Origin of the sequence: Rhizobium sp. RU35A, assembly GCF_900156005.1 — a bacterium.
Classification (GTDB): Bacteria; Pseudomonadota; Alphaproteobacteria; order Rhizobiales; family Rhizobiaceae; genus Neorhizobium; species Neorhizobium straminoryzae.
On record NZ_FTMR01000011.1, the window covers coordinates 1 to 25,579 of the forward strand.

22 protein-coding genes are annotated in these 25,579 nt (G+C 64.5%); 11 read left to right on the forward strand and 11 right to left on the reverse strand.

The features are described from left to right. Positions 1 to 917: 917 nt before the first annotated feature. From F3H95_RS20920 to F3H95_RS20955, 8 genes are all read right to left on the reverse strand, one after another. Complete coding sequence (locus tag F3H95_RS20920; protein WP_149747435.1) at positions 918 to 2,528, reverse strand: glycoside hydrolase family 43 protein; 1,611 nt, start codon at positions 2,526 to 2,528, stop codon at positions 918 to 920. 93 nt (positions 2,529 to 2,621) lie between these two features. Continuing rightward, a complete protein-coding gene (locus F3H95_RS20925; protein WP_149747436.1) occupies positions 2,622 to 3,755 on the reverse strand; it encodes a Gfo/Idh/MocA family oxidoreductase in 1,134 nt (377 codons plus the stop codon). 25 nt (positions 3,756 to 3,780) lie between these two features. After that, positions 3,781 to 4,542, reverse strand: coding sequence for a sugar phosphate isomerase/epimerase (locus tag F3H95_RS20930; RefSeq protein ID WP_143125682.1), 762 nt, complete (start codon positions 4,540 to 4,542; stop codon positions 3,781 to 3,783). A 44-nt stretch (positions 4,543 to 4,586) separates the two neighbouring features. After that, a complete protein-coding gene (locus F3H95_RS20935) occupies positions 4,587 to 7,019 on the reverse strand; it encodes a glycoside hydrolase family 2 protein (protein ID WP_149747437.1) in 2,433 nt (810 codons plus the stop codon). Between the two features lie 243 nt (positions 7,020 to 7,262). Then, positions 7,263 to 8,351, reverse strand: a complete 1,089-nt coding sequence (locus tag F3H95_RS20940; protein ID WP_149747438.1) for an ABC transporter ATP-binding protein — start codon at positions 8,349 to 8,351, stop codon at positions 7,263 to 7,265. Between the two features lie 4 nt (positions 8,352 to 8,355). Then, on the reverse strand, positions 8,356 to 9,297 hold the full coding sequence (locus F3H95_RS20945) for a carbohydrate ABC transporter permease (protein WP_149747439.1): 942 nt from the start codon (positions 9,295 to 9,297) through the stop codon (positions 8,356 to 8,358). Then, positions 9,290 to 10,192, reverse strand: coding sequence for a sugar ABC transporter permease (locus F3H95_RS20950; protein WP_149747440.1), 903 nt, complete (start codon positions 10,190 to 10,192; stop codon positions 9,290 to 9,292). The genes F3H95_RS20945 and F3H95_RS20950 overlap by 8 nt, the downstream gene beginning before the upstream one ends. A gap of 234 nt (positions 10,193 to 10,426) precedes the next feature. Beyond that, the gene (locus tag F3H95_RS20955) at positions 10,427 to 11,662 is read right to left on the reverse strand and encodes an ABC transporter substrate-binding protein (RefSeq protein ID WP_143125677.1); all 1,236 of its coding nucleotides are present in this window, start codon (positions 11,660 to 11,662) and stop codon (positions 10,427 to 10,429) included. Positions 11,663 to 12,076: 414 nt separating this feature from the next. Here F3H95_RS20955 and F3H95_RS20960 point away from each other — a divergent pair, with 414 nt between their 5' ends. Further along, positions 12,077 to 13,165: a LacI family transcriptional regulator gene (locus F3H95_RS20960; RefSeq protein ID WP_143125676.1), complete on the forward strand. Its 1,089-nt coding sequence runs from the start codon at positions 12,077 to 12,079 to the stop codon at positions 13,163 to 13,165. A 68-nt stretch (positions 13,166 to 13,233) separates the two neighbouring features. On the opposite strand, the gene F3H95_RS27225 is transcribed toward F3H95_RS20960, so the two are convergent. Further along, positions 13,234 to 13,398 carry a hypothetical protein gene (locus tag F3H95_RS27225; protein WP_185969844.1) on the reverse strand — a complete coding sequence of 55 codons (165 nt, stop codon included), beginning with the start codon at positions 13,396 to 13,398 and terminating at the stop codon, positions 13,234 to 13,236. Between the two features lie 220 nt (positions 13,399 to 13,618). Here F3H95_RS27225 and F3H95_RS20965 point away from each other — a divergent pair, with 220 nt between their 5' ends. The 5 genes from F3H95_RS20965 to F3H95_RS20985 all read left to right on the forward strand — a co-directional run bounded on the left by F3H95_RS20965 (position 13,619) and on the right by F3H95_RS20985 (position 18,939). Next, positions 13,619 to 13,966 (forward strand): ArsC family reductase, encoded by a 348-nt coding sequence (locus tag F3H95_RS20965; protein ID WP_149747441.1) that lies wholly within the window; start codon positions 13,619 to 13,621, stop codon positions 13,964 to 13,966. 19 nt (positions 13,967 to 13,985) lie between these two features. Then, a complete protein-coding gene (gene ybaK / locus F3H95_RS20970; protein ID WP_149747442.1) occupies positions 13,986 to 14,465 on the forward strand; it encodes a Cys-tRNA(Pro) deacylase in 480 nt (159 codons plus the stop codon). A 55-nt stretch (positions 14,466 to 14,520) separates the two neighbouring features. Next, positions 14,521 to 15,774: an aminopeptidase gene (locus tag F3H95_RS20975; protein WP_149747443.1), complete on the forward strand. Its 1,254-nt coding sequence runs from the start codon at positions 14,521 to 14,523 to the stop codon at positions 15,772 to 15,774. Between the two features lie 131 nt (positions 15,775 to 15,905). After that, entirely contained in the window at positions 15,906 to 16,892 is a 987-nt protein-coding gene (locus F3H95_RS20980) for a Gfo/Idh/MocA family oxidoreductase (protein ID WP_149747444.1), read from the forward strand. 199 nt (positions 16,893 to 17,091) lie between these two features. Then, positions 17,092 to 18,939, forward strand: a complete 1,848-nt coding sequence (locus tag F3H95_RS20985; RefSeq protein WP_149747445.1) for a hypothetical protein — start codon at positions 17,092 to 17,094, stop codon at positions 18,937 to 18,939. A 66-nt stretch (positions 18,940 to 19,005) separates the two neighbouring features. On the opposite strand, the gene F3H95_RS20990 is transcribed toward F3H95_RS20985, so the two are convergent. Beyond that, on the reverse strand, positions 19,006 to 19,239 hold the full coding sequence (locus F3H95_RS20990; protein WP_149747446.1) for a hypothetical protein: 234 nt from the start codon (positions 19,237 to 19,239) through the stop codon (positions 19,006 to 19,008). A 229-nt stretch (positions 19,240 to 19,468) separates the two neighbouring features. Here F3H95_RS20990 and xseA point away from each other — a divergent pair, with 229 nt between their 5' ends. Together xseA and F3H95_RS21000 are read left to right on the forward strand one after the other, a co-directional pair. After that, positions 19,469 to 21,076, forward strand: coding sequence for an exodeoxyribonuclease VII large subunit (xseA, locus tag F3H95_RS20995; protein ID WP_149747558.1), 1,608 nt, complete (start codon positions 19,469 to 19,471; stop codon positions 21,074 to 21,076). Between the two features lie 148 nt (positions 21,077 to 21,224). Beyond that, positions 21,225 to 22,337 (forward strand): endonuclease/exonuclease/phosphatase family protein, encoded by a 1,113-nt coding sequence (locus F3H95_RS21000; protein WP_149747447.1) that lies wholly within the window; start codon positions 21,225 to 21,227, stop codon positions 22,335 to 22,337. An 86-nt stretch (positions 22,338 to 22,423) separates the two neighbouring features. Here the strand turns inward: F3H95_RS21000 and F3H95_RS21005 are convergent, their stop codons facing one another. Further along, on the reverse strand, positions 22,424 to 22,915 hold the full coding sequence (locus tag F3H95_RS21005) for a MarR family transcriptional regulator (RefSeq protein WP_149747448.1): 492 nt from the start codon (positions 22,913 to 22,915) through the stop codon (positions 22,424 to 22,426). 79 nt (positions 22,916 to 22,994) lie between these two features. Between F3H95_RS21005 and F3H95_RS21010 the strand changes: the two genes are divergently transcribed. The 3 genes from F3H95_RS21010 to F3H95_RS21020 all read left to right on the forward strand — a co-directional run bounded on the left by F3H95_RS21010 (position 22,995) and on the right by F3H95_RS21020 (position 25,529). Then, the gene (locus tag F3H95_RS21010) at positions 22,995 to 23,852 is read left to right on the forward strand and encodes an EamA family transporter (protein WP_149747449.1); all 858 of its coding nucleotides are present in this window, start codon (positions 22,995 to 22,997) and stop codon (positions 23,850 to 23,852) included. 127 nt (positions 23,853 to 23,979) lie between these two features. Continuing rightward, entirely contained in the window at positions 23,980 to 24,534 is a 555-nt protein-coding gene (locus tag F3H95_RS21015; protein ID WP_143125666.1) for an isochorismatase family protein, read from the forward strand. Continuing rightward, positions 24,531 to 25,529 (forward strand): helix-turn-helix domain-containing protein, encoded by a 999-nt coding sequence (locus tag F3H95_RS21020; RefSeq protein ID WP_149747451.1) that lies wholly within the window; start codon positions 24,531 to 24,533, stop codon positions 25,527 to 25,529. The genes F3H95_RS21015 and F3H95_RS21020 overlap by 4 nt, the downstream gene beginning before the upstream one ends. The last annotated feature ends 50 nt before the right edge of the window (positions 25,530 to 25,579 follow it).

The window sequence follows — 25,579 nt, forward strand, 5'->3', positions numbered from 1 at the left end:
GAACCAGACTTCCCGAAACAACGGAAACTGTCAGCGTGCGGGAAAAGCGCGCCAACACCGGATACCAGTGGCGAGACCGATCGACCATGTCCAAAACCCCCGGCGCAGCCCCCCCAGGCATTGGCTGCGCCAAACAAACATTCGCGGGCAAAGCGCCGATTATATTTTTGATCCGAAATATATATCGGAGTCCGCCCAATCATAAGACGGATACAGACTCAGCTTTTACGTGTCCAGTGATTCGTTAAAAGCAAATCCGTAGTTTTCATCTGCGCCTAAAATAAAGACCCGCAAGATGGACTGCGACGATAATCCGCCGTTCATCCGCATCACGCCGACTCGAACGTCACGAATCGTGAGCCAGCGCGCGGCAAGAAACCCTCCGGATTTCAGCCGCAGCCGAAGGCCAAGTGTACCGCGACACGGCACGGAAGCCGTGGAAGATACTGGTTATCTCTCTATTATATATGATTATTTTATCATGACTTCGACATGGGGTGCTGAGTTGGACCGCATGACTGGATCTCGATCCGAACGGCATCTTCTTGCGAAGCGGAGTCTGATCTCTACACCACCTGGCCTCTATCGGCACACATTCCCGCTTTGGCGCAGTCATCAACGCCGCGGGCATCAATATGAATCACACAATCGACAAGGAGCCATCTATACTGAAATATACATATTTACTTCCTTGTTTTATTCCGCATCGCAAAACAAGAACTCGCTTATGCACACCCCAAGCAGCACGTCAGCGAGGACAGCTATGCGGACAGGGCCTGCGAAAGATAGGCAGCCTCTCTCCGTCAGACCGCAGAGCCTCCTGCCGCCTGTGCCCCACAATGCAAATCGGCACGGCGGTTATCCGCCGTGCCGCTGTCTGTCTCGCATCGAGATAAGATCGGGGAAGCCGAGCCGTCTCAGTCCAGGCGTTGATAGACGAAACGGGCAAAATCCGCAGGCTTCGCACGGCCTGAGGTGTCGAAGGCAAGCATGCCGATGAAGGCGCCGGTGAAGGAACCATGCTCGCCGCGCCCGCCCTCGTCAGAGATCACGCCGGCATCCAGCACCGGGCCGATCGGCCGCCAGGCCTCCTCGCCCTTTGCCCGCCAGAAGAACTGCAGGTCGTTGTCGCGGATGTCGGCTGCCAGTTCGAGTGCTCCGTCCGGCACCGCCTCGCCGCTCTCCACGGGAAAGCTCATCCGGCCGTGCGGAAAATCGCCGGGGCAGGAGAAGATGGTGACGACCCGGCCGAGCCTCTCATGCAGCGTCACGACCAGCGCGTGGAACTTGTGGCGGTTGTAATAATGCGTCAGCCCGGCGACCTGCTGATAGGTGTCCGGTTGAAACGCCAGCACGGTCTCGGCGCGAAACCGGTGATCTTCCTGCCGTCGTGCCACCAGTGCCTGCTCGAACCACGAGCCAATGCTTTCGCGGCCATGAAGCCTCAGAACGCCCGGCTGCTCCGTCAGCGAAAAGATCCGCTCCGGCTCCGGCGTGCGCAGCCACTGGAAATCCTCGGGCAGCACCGGCTGGTCGAAGCGATAGTCGATGCGCTCCGGAGGGTCCTGCCGCGCGGCATCCGTCGGCGCTGGCACCTCCACGCTCGGCACAGTGCCGCCATCGGCCAGATACAGCCAGTCGTCGCGCCATACGCATTTTTGCAGCGCCGTCTCGCGGCCCAGCGTGCAGCGGCGCTGCGGGGCAAGCGGCCGGCCGCAGAGATGGGTGTGATAGGCCTCGCCTTCCGGCGTCTCCACATATTGTCCGTGGCCCGCCCGCTGCAGAACGGCCTCCGGATGATCCTTGGAGGTGATCAGATGCATCGCGGGGTGCATCTCGTAAGGTCCCGCGATGGAGCGCGAGCGGGCCATGGTCACCGCATGGTCATAGCCCGTACCGCCCTCGGCGGTGGTCAGGTAGTACCAGCCGTTGCGCTTGAAGAGATGCGGGCCTTCCACCAGCCCGAGCGGGCTTCCGGCAAAGATGTTGCGGATCGGACCGACGAGGCGTTTCGTCGCCGGATCCCATTCCTGCAGCAGGATGCCGTCGAAGGCGGGGCTCTTCGGCGAACCGCCATAGCTTTCGGTGCGGTGGTTCCACTGCATGTTGACGAACCATTTGCGCCCGTCATCGTCATGGAACAGCGAAGGGTCAAAGCCCGAGGAATTGACATAGACCGGATCGGACCAGTCCGCCGCGATGCTCGGCGCGGTCACGATGTAATTATGCGCATCCTTGAAGTTGCCGTCATAGCGTTTCACGTCGGTATAGACGAGCCAGAACTGCCCGTCGGCATGGGACAGGCACGGAGCCCAGATGCCGCAGCTGTCGGGATTGCCGCGCATGTCGAGCTGCGCCTTGCGCTCCAGCGGCCGGCGCACCAGCCGCCAGTTCACCAGATCGCGCGAATGGTGGATCTGCACGCCCGGATACCATTCGAAGGTGGAGGTGGCGATGTAATAATCCTCGCCGACACGGCAGATGGAGGGATCGGGGTTGAACCCCGGCAGGATCGGGTTGCGGATCATCGGATTGTCCTGTGCGGGAACATGGGCTGGCCAGTGCATTGGTTCGTCCAGCCGGTCGCGCCCTGTCCCTCAGGCACGACCGGCTGGCCCCCCTCAGCGCAGAAGCGCGCGAGCTTCTTCGATGCCGAGTGCCTCCGGCTGGGTGCAGGTGGTCACCATGTCGATGAAACGCCCCTCCTCCCCCGATTTGAGGATCCCGGTCATCACATCGATGCCATGCAGCGTCCTGTCGAGTGAGCATCGCGGATCGCGCCCGTCAATGAGCGCCATGGCCATGTCGGCAAGGCCTGCGGTGCGATAGTTGGCGCGCGGCCCGCGCGGGCTTTCCTGGTTCGCCTTGCCGAACGGATGATCCCATTCCTCCAGCGGCTGGATATCGGTGTTGCGGCCGGAGGCCTCCACCTTGCCGCCGAAAAAATTCGGATCCGGCACGAAGATAGAGCCTTCGGTGCCGTAAAGCTCCATATTGGCATGGCGGTGCGACCAGACATCCCAGCTTGCCGACAGCGTGATCGTGGCGCCGCTCACGAATTCCAGCAGGGCATGGATCGTGGTCGGCGTCTCGACCGGGATCACGGTGCCGGCCAGCGGCTGGCTCGTCACGGTGCGGGTCGGGTTCGCCATCGAGGTAAGCGCCCCCACCCGCTTTACCGGCCCGACGAGGTTGATGAGGTTTGCGATGTAATAGGGCCCGAGGTCGAGGATCGGCCCGCCGCCGGCCAGGAAGAAGAAGCCGGGGTTCGGATGCCACATTTCCATGCCGGGGCTCATCACATGGCAGGTGCCCGACGTGATGCGGCCAACGCCGCCCTCATCGATGTATTTGCGGGCCAGCTGGTGCGAGCCGCCGAGGAAGGTGTCGGGCGCGCAGCCGACCGCCAGCCCCTTCGCCTGGGCGAGCGCCTTGAGTTCCTCGCCCTCCTCCAGCGACAGGACCAGCGGCTTTTCCGAATAGACATGCTTGCCCGCGCCAAGAATCGCCTTGGAAACGGAAAAATGCGAGGCGGGGATCGTCAGGTTGACGATCACGTCCAGCGCGTCATTGGCGAGCAGGTCCTCGATGGACTGGGCCGCCACGCCGTATTCCTCGGCGCGCAGTTCGGCCGCGCTGCGGTTCAGGTCCGCGCAGGCCAGGATCTTGAGCCCCTTGAACAGGGGCGCAAGCGAGAAGTAGGTGGTCGAGATATTGCCGCATCCGATGATGCCGACGCCAAGTTCCTTCGCCATGGGGCGCTCCGCAAATAATCAGGGGTCAGTAGGTTTCGAAGGAGGCGATCGAACGGGCAATCAGCCGGTCGACGTCCTTCGGGTTGTCGTGCTCCAGCACGAAATGCTTGGCAGAGGTCTTGCGCAGCGCGGCGATCAGGTCCTTCCACGGCACCGTGCCATGGCCGAGATCGGCCCAGCCATCCTCGTCGGCATTTTCTCCGGGTGCCGCAATATCCTTCACATGCACGGCCGTGATGCGTTTGCCATAGCTTTCGATCCAGGCGAAGGGATCGGCCTTGCCGCGCACCACCCAGGCAATGTCGGCTTCCCAGGCCAGGTCCGGCCCGCCGGCCAGGATCTGTTCCTGCGGCGTCGAGCCATCGTCCAGCGTCTTGAATTCGAAATCGTGGTTGTGCCAGCCGAACACATAGCCGGCATCCCGATAGCGCTTGCCCACCTCCTGCAGGCGCTGGCCGAAGGCGAACCAGCCCGCCGCATCGGATGGCCGAAGGTCCGGCAGAAGATAGGGGCAATAAATGGCTTCCATGCCGAGCGTCTTGGCAATCGCCAGCGCCTGTTCCGGCTGCTTCTCAAGAAGGTCGAGGCCGAAATGGCCGGTCGGCATGGTCAGGCCCGCCGCATCGAGATCGGCCCGGAGCGCCTTCAGCGCTGCGTCGTCCATCGTGCCATAGATGCCGCCATAGCCTTCGACCTGCGTGTAGCCGGCCTGCGAGAGCTTTGTCAGCGTCTCCGACAGCGGCGGAAAATTGCGGGCGCTGTAAAGCTGGAAGCCAAGTTCGGTCATGTCATCCTCCCGGGCCCTGATGGCCCCTGCTGGGTCAAGAACACTCAGCCTGCCGTGGTGCAGGACTGCAGATCGTACATCCGGAACGACGGTTCGCCATCGCTGTCGGACGAAGGGATAAAGGTGATGCGGCGGCTTTCGCCCGCAGCCAGATCGAAGGCATTGTCGGATAAGCGGCCGGGCGTATCGCTCTCCACCATCACGTAAAGGCCGAGGCCCGCACTTTCGACGGTGATATCATAGCCGCCGAGCGGTGCCGGCGAGACGCTGAGCCCGAGGCCCGCCGGCTTCAGCGGCAGCGCCTTGTAGCTGCCATGCACGTAATGGCCGCTGCCGCCCATGCCGTTGCCGGCAGTGAAGTGCCAGGCCAGCAACGTGTCGGCCGGCAGGCTGGCGGCATCGATCACCGCCGCCACCACGGCGGCATCCGGCGGGCAGACCAGATCGACCGTCTCTACCGTTTGCCGTTCACCGGAGAGCGTCAGATGCTGGATGTTGAGCGTCAGCGCCACATCCGAGAGCGTATCGTTCACCGCCGAAAAGCGGATCTCGCTGCCATCCTGCGAGGGAATAGCGGACACGCTCACCGGCTGGAAGAAGCGCCGGGCCAGATAATGCAGCACCTTCCAGCCGCCGCCATAATCGAGGCTGGACCAGGAGGCGACCGGCCATGTGTCGTTCAGCTGCCAGTAGAGCGTGCCCATGCAGTGGGGCTTCAGCGAGCGCCAGTAATCCACCGCCGTGCGGATGGCGAGCGCCTGCTGCACCTGGCTGAGATAGACGAAGTTCGCGAAGCCTTCCGGAAAGCGGAAATAGCGGAACATGGTCGCGGCGATGCGTTCGTTGCCGCCGACATTCTTCTGGTGCAGCTCCATCACCGGCGAGGCGATGTTCATGTCCGCTTCCGCCGCATAGCTGCGGATCACCGGCAGCGAGGTGTAGGACTGGAAGCCGAATTCCGAGCAGAAACGCGGCCTGACCTTGCGGTAATCCTCGAACGGCTTGTTCTCGTGCCAGACGGACCAGTAGTGCATGTCGCCGGACCCGTCGGCATGCCAGGCGTCGCCGTAATCCATGTAACCGGAGGCCGGGCTTGAGGGCCACCAGATCGCCTCCGGCGCCGCCGCCTTCATCGCCTGCTCGATCGTGCGGTTCAGCCGGTCGTAGGAAACGAGGTAGCGGTCGCGGTTCTCGACCGATTCCTTGAACCAGGTCAGCGCGCCGACCAGTTCGTTGTCGCCGCACCAGAGCACGATCGCGGCATGCGAGGCGAGCCGGCGCACCTGATAATCCACCTCCGCCGCCACATTCTCGAGAAAATCCGGCGTCGAGGGATAAAGGTTGCAGGAGAACTGGAAATCCTGCCAGACCATCAGGCCGAATTCGTCGCAGAGATCGTAGAACCAGTCCGCCTCGTAGAAGCCGCCGCCCCAGACGCGGATCATGTTCATGTTGGCATCGACCGCCGATTGCAGGAGATCGCGGGTCTTCTCAACGCTCGTCAGCGAAAACAGCGCATCGGCCGGAATCCAGTTGGCGCCGCGGCAGAAGATCTCGCGCCCGTTGATGGACAGCGCAAAGCGGCTGCCGGCCGCATCCGGGTCTGTCAGAAGTTCCGCGGTGCGCAGGCCGATCTTGCGCGTCACCGTTTCGTCGGGAAGCGAGACGGTCAGCGTATACAGCGCCTGCTCGCCGCTGCCGGCCGGCCACCAGAGGCGCGGCTCGTCGATCTCGAAGCGATAGGCCACCTGTGTTTCGCCGGCCTTCACCCCGCAGTCCAGCCGCACCCGCTCCTGACCGAGCGCCAGCACAACCGGCACGACGCCGGGGGCTTCGGCAAACAGCGTGACGGTGACCGCCACCTCGACCCGATCCGCATGATGGGTCTGGCGCGTGATGACGTGCTCGATGCGCGCCGCCTCCAATTTTCTGAGCGCAATCGTGCCGTAAAGGCCAAGCGGCGCGAGGGCGATGTTCCAGTCCCAGCCGAAATGGCATTGCGGCTTGCGCAGCATGTTGCCGTTCGGGATCGGCGAATTGCCGCTGTGGTAGGGAATATAGAAGGGCTGGCGCGCCTGCCGCGCCGCCCCTTCGCGGATGCTGGAATGGAAGAGGATGCGGATGCGGTTGTCGCCGCGCTTCAGGTAAGCGCCAACCGACGGACGATACCGGCGGAAGCAATTGTCGGCCTCCAGCACCACCTGCCCGTTGATCTCCACCGTCGCCACGGTGTCGAGATCGGTGATGTCGAGATACCAGTCGCCCTCGGCATCCTCCAGCACGAAATCCTGCTCGATCTGCCAGTCCCGAGCCGCCACCCAGCCGAGGTCGGTTTCGTTGCGACCGACATAGGGGTCGGGAATGAGGCCGGCATTGCGCAGTGCCGTGTGCACGTCGCCCGGAACGGGCATCAGGGCCTGGGTCTCCTCATCGAGGGATGACAGCCGCCAGGTGCCGGCGAGATCAAGGGTGGTCATGATGTCCGTCCTGTTTCAGCCATGAAAGGAAAGCCCCTCCGGTTGCCGCACTGTGGGCCGAACGGGGGGCCGAACTGGGGGCCGAGCCGCGGACCTCGGCCCGCCCTTCGGACCCAGCCACGCAGATGGAGAGGATCCGCGGCACCGACGCGCCATCATCAGCGCAGGGGTGAGGCGGCCAGCTCCGTCCCTCCCCCATGTGGGGAGGGATTGGGAAGGGGACTTTTCCTGCGGCCGACATCATCAGATACGGTCTTCGGTTTCCGCGTCGAACAGCGAGGCAAGTCCCATGTCGAAGCTCATGCGCACCCGGGCGCCGGGCGCATAGCGGCGGGCGCCGCCGATGCGCACCGACATGGTATGGCCGGCATGTTTCAGCCAGAGAAGATTGTCGGCTCCCATCGGTTCCTCGATGTCGACCGTCGCCTCGTGCAGTTCCGGTGAATTGACATCGCTATCAATCATGATGTGTTCGGGACGCAGGCCGAGAACCACCTTGCGCCCCGGCGTCAACGACTCGGCGGCGTCATAGGCGTCGAGGCCGAAGGTGACGCCATGCGTCGTGAACACCGGTCGGTCACCGGCAAGAGCGATCTCGCCACGCAGGAAGTTCATCGAGGGCGAGCCGATGAAACCGGCGACGAACAGGTTTCTCGGCCGGTTGTAGATGACGATCGGATCATCGAGCTGCTGGATGACGCCGCTCTTCATGATGGCGATGCGGTCGGCCAGCGTCAGCGCCTCGATCTGGTCGTGCGTCACGTAAATCATCGTGTTCTTGAGGTTCTGGTGCAGGCGCTTGATTTCGACGCGCAGTTCGGAGCGCAGCTTGGCGTCGAGGTTGGACAGCGGCTCGTCGAACAGGAAGACATCCACGTCGCGCACCAGCGCGCGGCCGATCGCCACGCGCTGGCGCTGGCCGCCGGACAGCTCGGCGGGCTTGCGCTTCAGAAGCGGGCCGATCTGCAGGATCTCGGCGGCGCGCGCCACCCGCTTGTCGATCTCCGCCTGCGGCACCTTGGCCACCTGCAGGCCGAAGGAGAGGTTCTTCTCCACCGTCATCTGCGGATAGAGCGCATAGGACTGGAATACCATGCCGATGCCGCGGTCCTTCGGCTCCTCCCAGGTGACATTGCGGTCCTTGATGAAGATCTGGCCGTCGGTCGGCTCCAGGAGGCCGGCAATGCAGTTGAGGAGCGTCGACTTTCCGCAGCCCGACGAGCCGAGCAGCACCAGGAACTCGCCGTCGCGGATGTCGAGATTGAGATCCTTCAGAACGGTGACGGCGCCGAAGGAAAGCGAAAGTTCACGAATGGAAACGCTGGTTGCCATGGGCTCAACCCTTTACTGCGCCGGCGGCGATGCCGCGGACGAACAATCTGCCGGAGACGAAATAGACGATCAGGGGCACGGCGCCGGTCAGAAGGGTCGCGGCCATGTTGACATTGTATTCCTTCACGCCCTGCACCGAGTTGACGATGTTGTTGAGCTGCACCGTCATCGGATAGGTATCCGGCCTAGTGAAGACGACGCCGAACAGGAAGTCGTTCCAGATGCCGGTAACCTGCAGGATCATCGCCACCACGAAGATCGGCAGCGCCATCGGCAGCATGATGCGGAAATAGATCTGCCAGAAGCCGGCGCCATCGATGCGTGCCGCCTTGAACAGCTCTTCCGGCAGCGAGGTGAAATAGTTGCGGAACAACAGCGTCAGGATCGGCATGCCGAAGATGGTGTGCACGATGACGAGGCCGGTCAGGGTGCCGTAGACGCCGAGCTCGCGCAGTACGATGACGATCGGGTAGATCATCACCTGATAGGGAATGAAGGCGCCGACGATCAGGATGGAGAAGAAGACGTCGGCCCCCTTGAAGCGCCAGTTGGCAAGCGCATAGCCGCTGACGGAAGCAACCGCGATCGATACCACCACGGACGGCAAGAGGATGCGCACCGAATTCCAGAAGCCGCGCGAAAGGCCGTCGCAGTTCAATCCGGTGCAGGCGGTCGCCCAGGCCTTCACCCAGGGTTCGAAGGTGATCTCCACCGGCGGCGAGAAGATGTTGCCGAGGCGGATCTCCGGCATGCCCTTCAGCGAGGTGACGACCATCACGTAAAGCGGCAGGAGATAATAGAGGGCCGCCACGATCAGCGTACCGTAGAGGATGATGTTGCGCCGCGAGAGCGCCTTGCGGGGCTTTTTGCCGCGCGGGCCGGCCACCTGCCCCGACACGGCATCGAAGCTGGCGGCGGCGGCGTTGAGAGAGCTGACATTAGCCACGCTTCTTCCCTCCGAATTCGAGATAGGCCCAGGGGATGACGATGATGGCGACCGTGATCAGCATCATGGTGGAGGCGGCAAAGCCCTGCCCCAGGTTCTGCGCCTGGAACATGTAGTCGTAGACATATTTCGCCGGCACTTCCGAGGCGATGCCCGGCCCGCCGCTGGTCTGCGCCACCACGAGGTCGTAGACCTTCACGATGCTGCTCGCGATCAGCACCAGCGTGGTGATGAAAACCGGCCGCATCATCGGGATGATGATGAAGATGTAGGTGCGCCACATCGGGATGCCGTCGACGCGCGCGGCCTTCCAGATGTCCTCGTCGATGCCGCGAAGCCCTGCCAGCATCAGGCACATCACAAGGCCCGTGCCCTGCCACAGCCCGGCGATCAGGATGCCGTAGATGACGATGTCGGCATTGTAGAGCGGATCGAACTGGAAGCTCGTGAAGCCGAGGCTGCGCACGATGAACTGCACGCCGTATTCCGGATTGAGCACCCACTGCCACACCAGCCCCGTCACGATGAAGGACAGCGCGAAGGGATAGAGAAAGATGGTGCGGAAGGTGTTTTCGAACCGGATCTTCTGGTCCATCAGCGCAGCCAGCACGAAGCCGATGACGAGACTGAAAATCAGCGAGAGAATGCCGTAGATGGCAAGATTCTGGATCGAGATGATCCAGCGCGGCGCATCCCACAGACGCTCATACTGCTCGAGCCCGACGAATTTCAGCCGGGGCAGCAGCTTGGAATTGGTGAAGGAATAGACAACCGTCCAGACCGTGCCGCCGAGAAACACGACGAGTGCCACCAGCATCATCGGGATCAGCGCGATCTTGGAGTTCAGGTTGCGGAAAAGCTGGTTTGGTCGCCCAGCCGGCGCGTGGGACCTCATGCTGCATCATCCTCCTCAAGGACCGCCAGGATTGCCTGCGGGATCCGGTTCGCGCCAGCCTTCGCTTCGGACGGGCGGTCCGGGATGCATGGCGACGGGTGCGGCGCGGGAGGACAAGGCTTCACCGTCATCGCGTCCGCTCCCGGCCGCCATGCATTCTTTCAATCCCGAGACGGGCATGGATGAACGGCCGCCGCACCCGAAGGCCGAGGCGGCCGCATCACCGGGCGGGGATCAGTCCGCCGCGGCGATGATCTCGGCGAAGCGCTTCTGCGCGGCCTCCGCCGTCATCGACGGATTGGCGAAGAACTGCGAGAACAGGTCTTCCTTCTGCTTCTGCGTATCGGGCGACAACAGCTGGTCGGTGCTGGAGAGAATGTTGCCCTTGGCCAGAACCTCGAGCCCCTTCTTCATGCAGTCATTGGCCGCCGACAGATCGACGTCGCCCCGGATCGGCAGCGAACCCTTCTTCAGGTTGAAGGCCACCTGGACCTTGGGATCGACAATGGTCTCAGCCAGAACGTCCTGCGCCTTCGACTTTGCCGCGTCCTTCAGCTTGGGGAAGTAGAAGGCATCACCACCTGCGGTGAGATACTGGTTGAGGCCAAGGCCCGGAAGGCAGGTATAGTCCGTGCCGGCCTTCTGGCCGGCCAGCTGGAATTCGCCCTGGGCCCAGTCACCCATGATCTGGCCGGCCGCCTTGCCGGTGATCACCATGTTGGTGGCCTGGTTCCAGTCCTGCACATTGGTGCCCTGCGCCATCTTGCGCGCATCGTCGGCCGCCTTGAAGATCTTCGCGACCTCCGGACCAGCCGCCGCCTTGGCGTCCTTGTCCTTGAAGACCTTCATGTAGAGATCCTTGCCGCCCAGCGAAATGATGAGCGTATCGAAGGCGCCGGTCGCCTGCCAGGGCTGGCCACCGATGGCCAGAGGCTGGATGCCGGCCTTCTGCAGCGCCGGACCGGCCGCCACGAACTCGTTCCAGTTCTTCGGCACGTCGACGCCCGCCTTCTTGAAGGCGGCATTGGAAAGCCACAGCCACTGCCACGAATGAATGTTGACAGGCGCGCAATAAATCTTGCCGTCGATCGTGCAGCTGTCGAGCAGGCTGGCAGGCTTGATGATCTCCTTCCACTTGCCCTTGGCGGCCACGTCGCTCAGATCGCGCATCAGGCCGGCCTCGACGAGTTCCTGCGCCTGGCGGCCGTGGTTGAACTGGGTGGCGCCCATCGGGTCGCCGCCGGTGATGCGGCTGATCATGATCGGACGGGCCGTACCGCCGGACCCGGCGATCGCGCCGTCGACCCACTTGTTGCCGGTGGCGTCGAAGGCCTTGGCGAGCTCCTTCACGGCGGCTGCTTCGCCACCGGAGGTCCACCAATGGGTAACTTCGAGGTCCGCCGCACCCGCATGAGCCGCGGGGATCAGGGCACTGGCCACGAGAATGGCTTTCAATGCACGCATATTCATGAGTCTCCTCCCTCACTGAAACGTTGCCGTAAAAAAACCTATGCGAATATCGGATTGGGTGCAACCGGGCTTCTTCGAAATTTTCCTGATACGTTCAATTTTCAATCCATAATTGAATTACGCTGCTCCGCGAGATCCCCATCATCGGCCGGAACAAGCATTAGAAAACACTGCTATTTTCCAGATATCAGCCTCAAAGGCCGTCATATTCGTTTCGCAACCGCATAATCTTTCCCGCGCCTGCGTTGCACAATCACAAGGGGCATAAAATTCAGATCTCCTGAAATTTCTCCTCGACAATTCTCCTGCAACGTTACAGTTTCATGTTCTGGCAGAGGCCTTTGCGGGAGGAGGCGCTCGTTTCCAGGCGGCAGGAAGACGGTTATAGTCCGTCGCTTGAACGAGTGGATGCGCATGGACGACAGCAATATTTCGAAGAATCTCGGCCGCCCCCAATCCGGGCAAAAATCCGGACAGCCGTCGGGAACCGTCTCGGGCAATGCCCGGCCGACCCTGAAGACAATCGCCTACATGACCGGTCTCGGCATCACCACCGTGTCACGGGCGCTGAAGGATGCGCCGGATATCGGCGTTGACACCAAGGAACGCGTCCGCCTTGTCGCCGCCCAGCTCGGCTACCAGCCGAACCGCGCGGGTGTGCGCCTGCGCACCGGCAAGACCAATGTGATTGCGTTGGTGCTGAGTATCGAGGAGGAGCTGATGGGCTTCACCAGCCAGATGATGTTCGGTATTTCCGAAGTGCTGGCCGGCACGCAGTATCATCTGGTGCTGACGCCGCACGTGCACCAGAAGGATCCGATGGCACCGGTGCGCTACATTCTCGATACCGGCTCCGCCGACGGAATGATCATCTCCCGGACGCTGCCGGACGATCCGCGCGTGGCGCTGATGACGGAACGGAACTTTCCATTTGCCACCCATGGCCGCACCGACATGGGGATTTCCCACCCCTTCCACGATTTCGACAACGAAGCCTATGCCTTCCAGGCGGTGGAACGGCTGGCGGCACGCGGACGCCGACGCATCGCGCTTCTGGCGCCGCCGGCCAAGCTCTCTTACTACCTGCATACCCGCATCGGCTTCGAACGGGGGCTTGCGACCTTCGGCGTGACGGAAGCCGCCATGGGCCGCGTCACCAGCGAGGCGCCGCTGGATGATATCCGCATGCAGATGCAGGCACTGATGCAGTCGGCGGAACCGCCGGATGGCATCATCTCGATCAGCGGCAGCGCCACCATCTCGCTCGTCGCCGGGCTGGAGGCCGCCGGCAAACGGCTGGGCCACGAGGTGGACCTGGTCTCGAAGCAGTCGGCGGACCTTCTCAACTGGATCCGTCCCGAGATCTATACCATCAACGAGAATATCCGCCATGCGGGACGCGAGCTCGCCAAGGCGGTGATTGCCCGCATTGATGGCGTCGCGCCGGAACTGTTGCAGAGCATCAGCGGCCCTGTCTGGTCAGCCATGTCCCCGCACGACTGACGGCAAGGTCAGGTCGTGCCGAACGATCACATGACAGGCCAGATCGGAACTGCCGGTCATCGGTCGGATCAGTGGCGCTCGAAGGCAGCCGGGTCGATGCCGAGCGTCACGAGATCGCGACGGGCAGGCTTGCGACCAGCCTCGACGGCGGCGGAAGCGGCGGCGGCAGCACCGAAAACAGCGATGGCACGACCGAGGAAACCACCGCGCATCCTGTTGATTGTCGTAGACATGTTCATCTCCTTTTGTCTGTCCGAAATATGGGAGTGACGACATATTTCGGCAACGCACAAGAGAGGATGGGAGCCATGCAACCTTCGCATGCGAAACGACATCAGCCTTATCATTTGGTAAAGACTCGTCCCTTGTCGCAGCGCCGATCTTGTCGCACAGTCTGCCCGCCGGGATCGCCGGCCTCAAAAGACCAGTCCGGCGGGCAGCACAGGAAATACCATGACCACGCTTTACGGCATCAAGAACTGCGACACGATGAAGAAGGCCCGCAGCTGGCTGGAGGAAAAGGGGATCGCGTACCGCTTCCACGACTACAAGGTGGACGGCATCGACCGCGCGCATCTGGAAGCCTGGATTAAGGCCAGAGGCTGGGAAACCGTTCTGAACCGGGCCGGCACCACCTTCCGCAAGCTCTCCGAGCCGGAGAAGGCCGATCTTTCCGCCGACAAGGCGATCAGCCTGATGCTCGCGCAGCCCTCGCTGATCAAGCGCCCCGTGCTGGAGCGTGACGGCGAGATCACCATCGGCTTCAAGCCGGAGATCTACGAAAGCCTGTTTGCCCGCTGATGCGGCCCCGGAATCCTCAATGTCCAAAACAACCCGCGCCACCCAGATGCTTGCCAAGGCCGGCATCGCCTTTAGCGTCCATACCTATGACTATGATCCCAATGCCGAACGGATCGGCCTGCAGGCGGCGGAAGCGATCGGCGAAGCGCCGCATCGGGTGCTGAAGACGCTGATGGTCGAGGTGGACGGCAAGCCGGCCTGCGTCGTCGTGCCCTCGGATCGCGAGGTGTCGATGAAGAAGCTGGCCGCCGCCTTCGGTGGAAAATCGGCGGCGATGATGAAGCCGGCTGCGGCCGAGAAGGCCACCGGCTATGTGGTCGGCGGCATCAGCCCGTTCGGCCAGAAGAAGCAGGTGCCGACCGCCATCGAGGAGACTGCGATGGCGGAGGCGCTCGTCTACATGAACGGCGGCCAGCGCGGGCTGCAGGTGCGCCTGTCGCCCGCCGATGCGCGCGCCGTGCTGAGCGCCATCGTCGCGCCGGTTGTTGCGGACACCTGATCGCCGGACTATGTCTGTCAGACATTGAACGTCCACAAGACAGGTGTTGCGCCCCATGACGATCCATTCCGTCCTCGCCCCCTCCGTCGATCCGGTGAAACTCGATAAGCTGGCGGAGGTGGCCGTCAAGGTCGGCCTGCAGCTGAAGGCGAACCAGGATCTCGTCATCACCGCCCCGATTGCCGCCCTTCCGCTGGTGCGCGAGATCACCAAGCATGCCTACATGGCCGGCGCCGGCCTCGTCTCGACCTTCTATTCCGACGAGGAAACGACGCTGGCGCGCTACCGCCATGCGCCTGACGCAAGCTTCGACCGCGCCGCGAACTGGCTCTATGACGGCATGGCAAAGGCTTATGAGGGTGGTGCCGCGCGTCTGGCGATTTCCGGCGACAATCCGATGATGCTCGCCAACGAGGACCCGCAGAAGGTGGCGCGCGCCAACAAGGCCAATTCGATCGCCTACAAGCCGGCGCTGGAAAAAATCTCCAACTTCGACATCAACTGGCACATCTGCTCCTATCCCAACCCGTCCTGGGCGCGGCAGGTTTTCCCGGATCTGCCGGAAGAGGAAGCCGTGCACAAGCTGGCCGAAGCGATCTTCTCCGCATCGCGCATCAACACGCCGGACCCGATCGCCGCCTGGGCCGAGCACAATGCCAACCTGAAAAAACGCTCGAGCTGGCTGAATAGCGAGCGCTTTGCCGCCCTGCATTTCTCCGGCCCCGGCACCGATCTGACGGTCGGCCTGGCCGATGGGCACGAATGGCATGGCGGCGCCTCCACCGCCAAGAACGGCATTACCTGCAATCCGAACATCCCGACCGAAGAGGTCTTCACCACGCCGCATGCGCTGAAGGTGGAAGGCACCGTGTCCTCCACCAAGCCGCTGTCGCACCAGGGCACGCTGATCGACAATATCCAGGTGCGCTTCGAGGCGGGCCGCATCGTGCAGGCGAAGGCCTCGAAGGGCGAGGCCGTGCTGAACAAGGTGCTGGATACCGATGAAGGCGCACGCCGCCTTGGCGAGGTGGCGCTGGTGCCGCATTCCTCGCCGATCTCAGCCTCCGGCATCCTGTTCTACAACACGCTGTTCGACGAGAACGCCTCCTGCCACATCGCGCTCGGCCAGTGCTATTCGAAGTGCTTCCTCGATGGCGCCTCGCTGTCGCAGGATCAGATCAGGGCGCAGGGCGGCAATTCCTCGCTGATCCATATCGACTGGATGATCGGTTCCGGACAGGTCGATATCGACGGCATTCGCGCCGACGGCAGCCGCGTGCCGGTGATGCGCCAGGGCGAATGGGCCTGACGCACCGGCTTTTCTGATCCCTGCCCTGCCGCGGAGGAGCGGCAGGGCCTTCATTCCCCACCCCATCCTACCGCGTCGATGCCGGCCTCGCCCGAGATTCCGGCCGCGGTAACAGACCTTCGGAGGATCTCATGCTGCGTTTCGGAATTCTCTCCACCGCCCGCATCGGCCAGCAGGCCGTCATACCGGCCATCCAGGATGCGGAGAACGCCGTCGTTACCGCCATTGCCAGCCGCGACGAGGCCCGCGCCCGCGCGATGGCCGACCGCTTTTCCGTGCCCCACGCCTTCGGCTCCTACGAGGCGATGCTCGCCTCCGACCTGATCGATGCGGTCTATATCCCGCTGCCCACCAGCCAGCATGTGGAATGGACGGTGAAGGCGGCGGATGCCGGCAAGCATGTGCTCTGCGAAAAGCCGATTGCCCTGAAGGCCGACGAGATCGACCAGCTGATCGCCGCGCGCGACCGCAATAAGGTGCTGATCGCCGAAGCCTTCATGATCACCTATGCGCCGGTCTGGCTGAAAGTGCGCGAGCTTCTCGCCAACGGCGCCATCGGCCGGCTGCGCCATGTGCAGGGCGCCTTCAGCTATTTCAACCGCGACGCCTCCAACATGCGCAACATTCCCGAACTCGGCGGCGGCGGCCTGCCGGATATCGGCGTCTACCCCACCATGGCGACCCGCTTCTCGACGGCCAAGGAACCGCTGCGCGTGCAGGCCACCACCGAGCGCGACCCGGATTTCGGCACCGACATCTATTCGAGCGTGAAGGCCGATTTCGGCGATTTCGACCTCACCTTCTACATCGCCACCCAGCTCGCCGCCCGCCAGGTCATGGTCTTCCACGGCACGGACGGCTTCATCGAGGTGAAATCGCCCTTCAATGCCGACCGCTACGGCGCCGAGGAGGTGGAACTGACGGACCAGAAGCATGGCCGTTCGGAAATCTTCCGCTTCCCCGACAGCCGCCAGTACAAGCGCCAGGCCGAAGCCTTCGCCACCCGCGCGCTCGGCGGCGAGGCGGAGGTCGTGTCGCTCGAAAGTTCGCGCCTCAACCAGCGCTTCATCGATGCGGTCTATCGCGCCAGCGACAAGGACGGCTGGGAAACGGTCTGAGCCACAAGGCCCGACGCCGCGCGACAGCCTCCGGCAAACCGATCAAAAAGCATAAAACGCCGGCGCGACGGGACCCGTCCGCCGGCGTTTTACGCTTTGTTGACCATGACCAGTCTAGGTTTCGCGCACTGGACCTGCCGATCCCGAGATCGGCACGCCGCCGGACATGAGGTTGCCGGATGCCACACGGGGACCCATCGTGACCAGATCGACCTTTGCCGCGCTGGCGGCCCGCGCCACCGTAACACCCTCCGGCCCGTTTACCCGCTTCCTGCCGGCGCTGAGCGTCTATGCCGCCGTGACGATCACCGGCATCCTGCTGCTCGTGCTGCCGAAGGCCGGCGATTATGTCGGCCCGCATGACGGCGACACGCTGCGTCTCGTGCAGCTGCGCGATTTTCTCGCCGGCCAGGGCTGGTTCGACCTCACGCAATACCGCCTCGGCGCGGAGGGGGGCACGATCCTCGGCCTGTCGCGCCTGATCGACCTGCCGCTTGCCGGGCTGATCCGGCTGTTTGCCGCGGTCGGACACCCGCCCCTTGCGGCGGAAGCACTGGCGCTGACGGTCTGGCCGCTTGCCATCGCCACGCTGTTCATTGCGGCGGCCGGTTTCGGCGGACGCCAGCTGGCCGGCATGATCGGCATGCATGTGGCTTTCGGCCTGGCCAGCCTCCATGCCTTCACCTCGCTGCGCTTCTATCCGGGCGGCATCGATGCCATCAACGTGGAACTGTTCCTGCTTCTCGCGGTGGCGGGCCTGCTGATCGAGCGCCGTCGCTCGGCCGCCGCGCATGCGCTGGCCGGCGCGCTGGCCGCGCTGTCGCTGGCAATCGGAACAGAAACCGCGCCGCTGGTTGCCGTTGCGGCACTCGGTGTGGCCGTCCAATGGGCCTGGCATGGCGAGGCCTTCGCCCGCGCCGCCCGTGCCTTCGGCCTCTCGCTGTGCCTCGCCGTCACCGCCGTCCTTTTCGCCACCGTGCCGCCCTCCGCCTATGGGGAGGTGAGCGGCAACGGCGCCTCGCTCGGCCTCTTTGCCCTTGCCGCCGCCTTCGGTGCCGGGCTTTCGCTGCTGACGCTGGCGGGCCGAGATCGCGCGCGCGGCCTTCGCCTGCGGCTGGCCGGCGGGCTTCTGCTCGCTCTTGCCGCCGCCAGCCTGCTGCTTGCGCCGCACGGCCTGGACGGCCTGCTGTCCGGAGCCGATCTGCGGGTCCCGGAACCAGGGCTGGCCGGGCCGGCCGAGACGCGCGCGATCCTGACGCAGATCCGCCTTGCCCCCGAAATTGCCGGCGGCTTCTATGCGGTCGGCCTGTTTGCCGTGGCCGTCTGCCTGTTCCGGATCCGCGATCGCCAGCAGGTGGAGGCCCACCTGCTGCTCGGCGCGCTGATCCTGACCGCCTGGCTGCTGACGCTTGCGACGGTCCGCTACGCCGCCTTCGCCAATGCATTGTCGATCCTGCCGCTCTCCTTCCTGATCACCGATCTGCGCCGGCTGTCGCAGGCGGAGCCGGAAAACATCAATGCCGGCTTTGCCTATACGCTGGCCGTGCTGGCCGCCGCGCCCATCGTCTGGATCTTCCTCGGCACCGTCAGCCAGAAGGGCATCGGCAATGCAATCACCGTTCCGGCGATGACGCACGCCGTGGCGCCGCTGTCGCCGGCCGGCACCTGCCGGGGTGCGGCCAGCACCGCGCTGCTCGCCCGCCTGTCGCCCCGCACGGTCGCAGCCCCCTCCGCCAGCGGACCGGATATCCTGCGCTTCACCCGCCACCGGGTCCTCTCGGTTTCCGCTACGGCTGACACGGCCGGCGCATCGCTGCCCGTCGAGATCGGCCTTTCCCCGGAACGGCAGGCGCTCGACCTGCTGCACGGGGCAAACGTCGCGCTGCTCGCGCTCTGCCCGACGGACGCGCAAACCATTGCCGTGGCCCGTGCCTATCCCGAAGGTCTCTATGCCATGCTGCTGAGGGGGGAGGTGCCGAACGATCTCCGGCTGGTTGCGGCGCCGAAAGCCGGCGATCTCGCGGTCTATGCGGTACGGCCCCAGTGACGACCAGGTCACGGCCAACCGCGGCAGCGCCCCGGAACGCCGGGGGCGATGCCTGTCGAACGTGTGTTACGCCGTCTGGCGGCGACCGTCGAAAGCGAACACGGCGCCCATCAGCGCCATCACGCCGACATTGTAACCGGCAATCGCAATGCCGAGGCTGAGGAAGGACACCGGGCCGGCGGAGACGAGGGCTGCGCCGCCAAACACGAACAGGATCAGCGTCGCGACGAGCGCGAGCGACAGCACGGATCTCAGGGCGCCGGTGGCAAAGCCGATGCAGGTAGCCGTCAGAAAGAGCACGTTCGGTCTCCTTTTCATCCTCGCGTGACGGATCCACACTTAGACGCAAACTTGTAAAAGAGTCCGGTTCGAGGCCGGTTCGACCTTAAAAGATCGCTCCTAGCTTTAATGGGCCTTAAAGCGGATAGTTCGAATTGTCGTCATTGGTTTCTTGTAGCATCCCGGGAAAATGCAGGTTTGCGCCGCCCCAACGGGTGAAATACCCTATGAAATGCGCTAGATGAGCCTGATGAACACGCTCTTCTCCTCCGATCCCCCGACCAATCTGACAGAGCAAACTGTCTCGGAGCTTTCGGGTTCGATCAAACGCACGGTCGAAACCGCCTTCGATCACGTTCGCGTGCGGGGCGAGATTTCCGGCTATCGTGGGCCGCATTCCTCCGGCCACGCCTATTTTGCGTTGAAGGACGACAAGGCCCGCATCGATGCAGTGATCTGGAAGGGCAGCTTTTCCAGGCTGAAGTTCCGCCCGGAAGAGGGCATGGAGGTGATTGCCACCGGCAAGGTCACCACCTTCCCCGGTTCGTCGAAATACCAGATCGTCATCGAGACGCTGGAGCCGGCCGGCGCCGGCGCGCTGATGGCCCTCATCGAGGAGCGCAAGCGCAAGCTTGGCGCCGAAGGCCTGTTCGATCCGGCGCGCAAGCGGCCCCTGCCCTTCATGCCGCAGGTGATCGGCGTCGTCACCTCGCCGACCGGCGCCGTGATCCGCGATATTCTCCATCGCATCACGGACCGCTTTCCCGTGCATGTCATCGTCTGGCCGGTGAAAGTGCAGGGCGAAGGCTCGGGCGACGAAGTGGCGAATGCGATCCGCGGCTTCAATGCGCTCGATCCGCTGGGCCCCATCCGCCGGCCGGACGTGCTGATCGTGGCGCGCGGCGGCGGCAGCCTCGAGGATCTCTGGAGTTTCAACGACGAGGCGGTGGTGCGCGCCGCCGCCGCCAGCGCCATCCCGCTGATCTCGGCCGTCGGCCACGAGACGGACTGGACGCTGATCGATTACGCCGCGGATGTGCGTGCGCCCACGCCGACCGGTGCCGCCGAAATGGCCGTGCCGGTGAAGGCCGATCTCGATGCGCAACTGGCAAGCCTCGGCGCGCGCCTGCGCGGTGCCACCAGCCGCCAGATGGAGACGCGCCGGCAGAGCCTGCGCGGTCTGGTGCGGGCGCTCCCCTCGCTCGACCAGCTGCTTGCCCTGCCCCGCCGGCGCTTCGATGAGGCCGCCGCCGGTCTCGGCCGCGGGCTTGAACGCACCGCGATCGAAAAGCGCCGCAGTTTCGAACGCGCCGCCGCCGGCCTTCGCCTCGACCTTCTCGCAAACCGCCTCGCCGAGCGCCGCCGTCAGGTGGGCGACCAGATGCTGCGCATGGATCGCTGGCTGGAGCGCAGGCTGCTTGGCGAACGCGGCCGCATCGACCGCGCAGAGGCACGGCTGTCCGGCCTGCCACAGCGGCTTTCCGGCCAGATCGCCCGTGAAAGACTGCATCTTGCGGCCCTTGCCCGTCAGGCGGACAGCGCGCTTGGCCATTCCCTCAGCCGCAGCCGCGCCGCGATTGCCGCACAGGACCGCGTGCTGCAATCGCTCTCCTACAAGAACGTGCTGAAGCGCGGCTATGCGGTGATCCGCAGCGAGGATGGAACGCCGCTGACACGGGCGGCGGAGGTGGCGACGGGTCAGGCCCTCTCCCTGCAGTTTGCCGATGGCGCCGTGTCCGCCACCGCAGGCGCTGCGACGGATGCCGTTCCGCCCGCCCCCGCATCGCCCCCCGCGCCCCGCAAGCGAACCACAAAACCGGCACCCGAGAAGGGACCCGATCAGGGCAGCCTGTTCTGACCCAGCGGCAACCCGTTCCAACGCATAGGCCAACTGCATCACCGCTGCGGCTGCGCTCTGCCGCGTACTTTCAAACTCCGACACGGTCCCGCCTTAAAACTGCAATCTGCCGGACCTATCCTCGCTGAGGACGATGGGGAGGAAGACCATGCGACTGGCATCCTACAATGTCGAAAACCTGTTCGACCGCGCCAAGGTGATGATGCTGGATACCTGGGCGGAGGGCAGCGAGGTGCTGCAGGCCTTTGCCGAGGCGAACGAGATTCTCGGCAAGCCGCAATATTCGCAGGCCGACAAGGACAAGCTGGCGGAACTTCTGATCGAACTCGGGCTGGAAAAGTCCGACGAGGCCGGTTTCGTGATCCTGCGGCGCAATCGCGGCGAGCTGCTGAAGCGCCCGCGCACCGGCGGCCTGGAGATCAAGGCAGAGGGCCGCGCCGACTGGGTCGGGTCGCTGGAACTCAAGGAGGCGCCGGTCGATCACGAATCCATGCTGAACACGGCCCGCGTCATGGAGGCGCTGAAGGCGGATGTGCTGGGCGTGGTGGAGGCGGAAAGCCGTCCGAGCCTGCTGGCTTTCAACGAGCAGATCCTGCCCTCCGTGGGAGGCACGCCCTTCGACCATGTGATGGTGATCGACGGCAATGACAGCCGCGGCATCGATGTCGGCATTCTCACCCGCGCCGCCTATCCGCTGGTGTCCATGGTGAGCCATGTCGACGATGTTGTCGGCGGCGAGCGGATCTTTTCGCGCGACTGCCCGGATTATACGCTTGCCACCCCGTCCGGTGCGCGGCTGCATGTGCTGGTCAACCACTTCAAGAGCAAGGGCTATGGTGATCCGCGCCGTTCCGATGCGCACCGCAAGGAACAGGCCACCCGCGTCCACGCCATCGTGGAGGGCCTGATCGCGGCCGGAGAGATGCATGTGGCCGTGATCGGCGACCTCAACGACACGCCGGACAGCGATCCTCTGGCGCCGCTGATCGAGGGCGGCCTGCTGACCGACGCCTTCCATCATCCTGCCTTCGAGGATGGCGGCTATCCCGGCACCTATGGCAGCTGCACCGCCAACAACAAGATCGATTACCTGCTGCTGTCGAAGGCTCTGTTCGACAAGGTCACCGCCGGCGGCGTGATCCGTCTCGGCATGTGGCCCGGAACGCGTCCGAAGAAGTGGGACGTGCTGGCGAGCCTCACCGCCAAGGTCAACGCCGCCTCCGACCACGCGGCGATCTGGGTTGATCTCGATCTCGGGTGATGCATGCGGAGCAGAAGGGCCGGTGCGACGGAATTGAAAAGCGCGCCGATCATCGAGGATGAGACGCTCCCGATCATTGCCGCCCCTTACCCCTTCTCCTCGAACGCCGAGAGATAGCGGGACAGCAGCCCATCCAGCGCCCCGAACTCCGCCGCCGTGAGCGCCGCCGTCAGGCGATGCTGGTTTGCCACATGCGCGGTCACAGCCCGGTCGATGGTGGCGAAACCCTTGTCCGTCAGGCCGATCAGCACGCTGCGGCGGTCTTCCGGATGGGCGATGCGTTCCACCAGGCCCTGTTTCTCCAGCTGGTCGATGCGGTTGGTCATGGTGCCTGATGTCACCATGGTGGCGGCCAGCAGGTCGCCGGGGGAGAGACGGTGCGGGTGGCCGGCGCGGCGCAGCGTCGCCAGCACGTCGAAGCTGGCGCGGTTGAGGCCGTGGGCGGCCAGCTCCGCCTCGATTTCGCGCGACAGATGGGCATGCAGGCGGCCAAGCCGGCCAAGCAGGCCCATCGGGGCGACGTCGAGATCCGGGCGCTCGCGGTGCCACTGGTCGAGAATGCGGGTGACGTGATCCATGACGACACTAAGCCGCCAAATTATCTTGACGTCAAGATTTATCCCAATATCTTGACATCAAGATAATTGGAGACCGTCCATGAGCCGCCTCACCGATACCGCGCTGACCGCGCTTGCCCCCGCCATCTGGGGCTCGACCTATATCGTCACCACCCAGCTTCTGCCGCCCGGCCTGCCGTTGACGGTGGCGGCGCTGCGCGCCCTGCCGGCCGGCCTGTGTCTGCTTCTCATCGTGCGCCGCCTGCCCTGGGGCGCCTGGTGGTGGAAGAGCTTTGTCCTCGGCGCGCTGAATTTCTCGCTGTTCTGGGCCTGCCTCTTCGTCTCGGCCTATCGGCTGCCGGGCGGGGTGGCCGCCACCGTCGGCGCCATCCAGCCGCTGATCGTCATCGCGCTTGCCCGCGTGGTGCTGGGCTCCCCGGTGAAACTCCTGTCGGTGCTGGGCGGTCTTGCCGGTATCGCGGGCGTGGCGCTTCTGGTGCTCTCGCCGCAGGCGGCGCTCGATCCGCTGGGTGTCGCGGCAGGGCTGGCCGGCGCCGTCTCCATGGCCTGCGGCACGGTGATGAGCCGGCGCTGGAAGCCGCCGGTCTCGCCGCTCACCTTCACCGCCTGGCAGCTGACGGCGGGCGGCCTGCTGCTTCTGCCCGCCGCGCTGTGGCTGGAACCCGGCCTGCCGGTGCCGACACTGCAGAACCTGATCGGCTTTGCCTATCTCGGCCTGATCGGCGCGGCGCTGACCTATCTGCTCTGGTTCCGCGGCCTTGCCCGGCTGGAACCGTCCGCCGTCGCCGCCCTCGGTTTCCTCAGCCCGCTGGTGGCCGTGCTGCTCGGCTGGAGCCTGCTTGGCCAGGCGCTGACCGCCCCGCAGATCACAGGCGTCGCCGTGGTGCTCGCCAGCGTCTGGATCAGCCAGCGCGCCCAGGCCGGCGCCAGCCGCTGACGGATCCGGATCGCCTGCGGGCGAAGACGATGGCCGAAAACGTCCGCTCTTCGTCCGCATCGATGCTTTTGCCTCTCGCCAGCAGCGATAGAGTGCGGCTATCCTTTCAAGCCATGGAGAGCTGAAAATGTCCGATACCGCCCTTGTCGTCATCGACGTGCAGGAATCCTTCCGCCACCGCCCCTACTGGGACACGGCGGACCTGCCCCGCTATCTGGAGCGCCAGCAGGCGCTGATCGACGCCGCCACCGCCCGCGGCCTGCCGGTGATCCAGGTCTTCCATGTGGAAGAGAGCGGCCCCTTCAGCAAGGAAAGCGGCCATGTCCGCACGCTGGAGGGCCTGCGCATCGCTCCCACCCGCATCGTCGAGAAGCGCCGCCACTCCGCGCTGGTCGGCTCCGGCCTCGATGTCTGGCTGGTGCAGAACGGCATCCGCAACCTGATCATCTCCGGCATCCGCACGGAACAATGCTGCGAAACCACCACCCGCCACGCCTCCGATCTCGGCTTCAAGGTCACCTACGTGGCCGAGGCAACGCTGACCTTCCCGATGACGGATGCCGAGGGCGTGACCCACACTCCGGCCGACATCCGCCGCCATACGGCCATGGTGCTGAAGGATCGCTTTGCCCGCATCGCCAGCGTGGAAGACGCACTCGGCGCCGACAGGCTCGCCGCATGACGACACCCGGCACCGCCCGCACCGTTCCCGTCATCATGGTGGTGCCGCCGCATTCGCTGCTGCTCGATATCGCAGGACCCATGGAGGTCCTGCGCTATGCCAACCAGCATCAGGACGCGCTGACCTTCGCCCTGCACTATGTCTCGCCGAAACCGAGCCAGGTGACTTCCATCGGCCTTGCGCTTTCCGGCCTCGAACCGCTGCCCGACGAACTGCCGGACAATGCGCTGCTCGTCGTCTCCGGCGCGACCTCCGCCGTGCCCGATCCGCAGGAAACCGCCGCCGAGCGCGCCGAACTGGCGCGCTGGATGCGCCGCGTCGTGCGGCCGGACATGCGGATCGCCAGCATCTGCTCGGGCGCGCTGCTTGTGGCGGAGGCCGGCCTGATGGAGGGGCGCGCCTGCACCACCCATGCCGATTGCATCGCCGACCTGCGCCGTCTCGCGCCGACCGCGACCGTGCTTGAAAACCGGCTCTACGTGGATGATGGCAGGATCCTCTCCAGCGCCGGCATTTCCACCGGCATCGACCTGATGCTGCATATCGTGGCGGAGATGACGTCTGCCCCCGTCGCGCTGGCGGCCGCGCGCAAGATGGTGATCTATCTGAGGCGCAACGGCAGCGACCCGCAGATTTCGCCCTGGCTCTCCGGCCGCAACCATGTCCATCCGGCAATCCATGCCGTGCAGGATGCGATCATGGCCGATCCCGCCGCAGACTGGTCCGTGGCGCGGCTTGCCGGCCTTGGCCATCTCAGCGAGCGGCACCTGTCGCGGCTGTTTCGCGAGCATACCGGCCTGTCGCTGATCGATTACGTCAACCTGATGCGGGTGACGCTGGCGCGTGACATCATCCGCCAGTCGCGGCTCGATCTCGAAAATGTCGCCGCCCGCACCGGCTTTGCCTCGGCGCGGCACCTGCGGCGCATCTGGCGCCAGCATTACGACCAGCCGCCGAGCCTGGCGCGCGAACATGCCGGCCGTTCATCCGCCTGATCCGTCCATCACGCAAATTGAATGGTCGAAGCCTGTCCGGGACGCTAGGG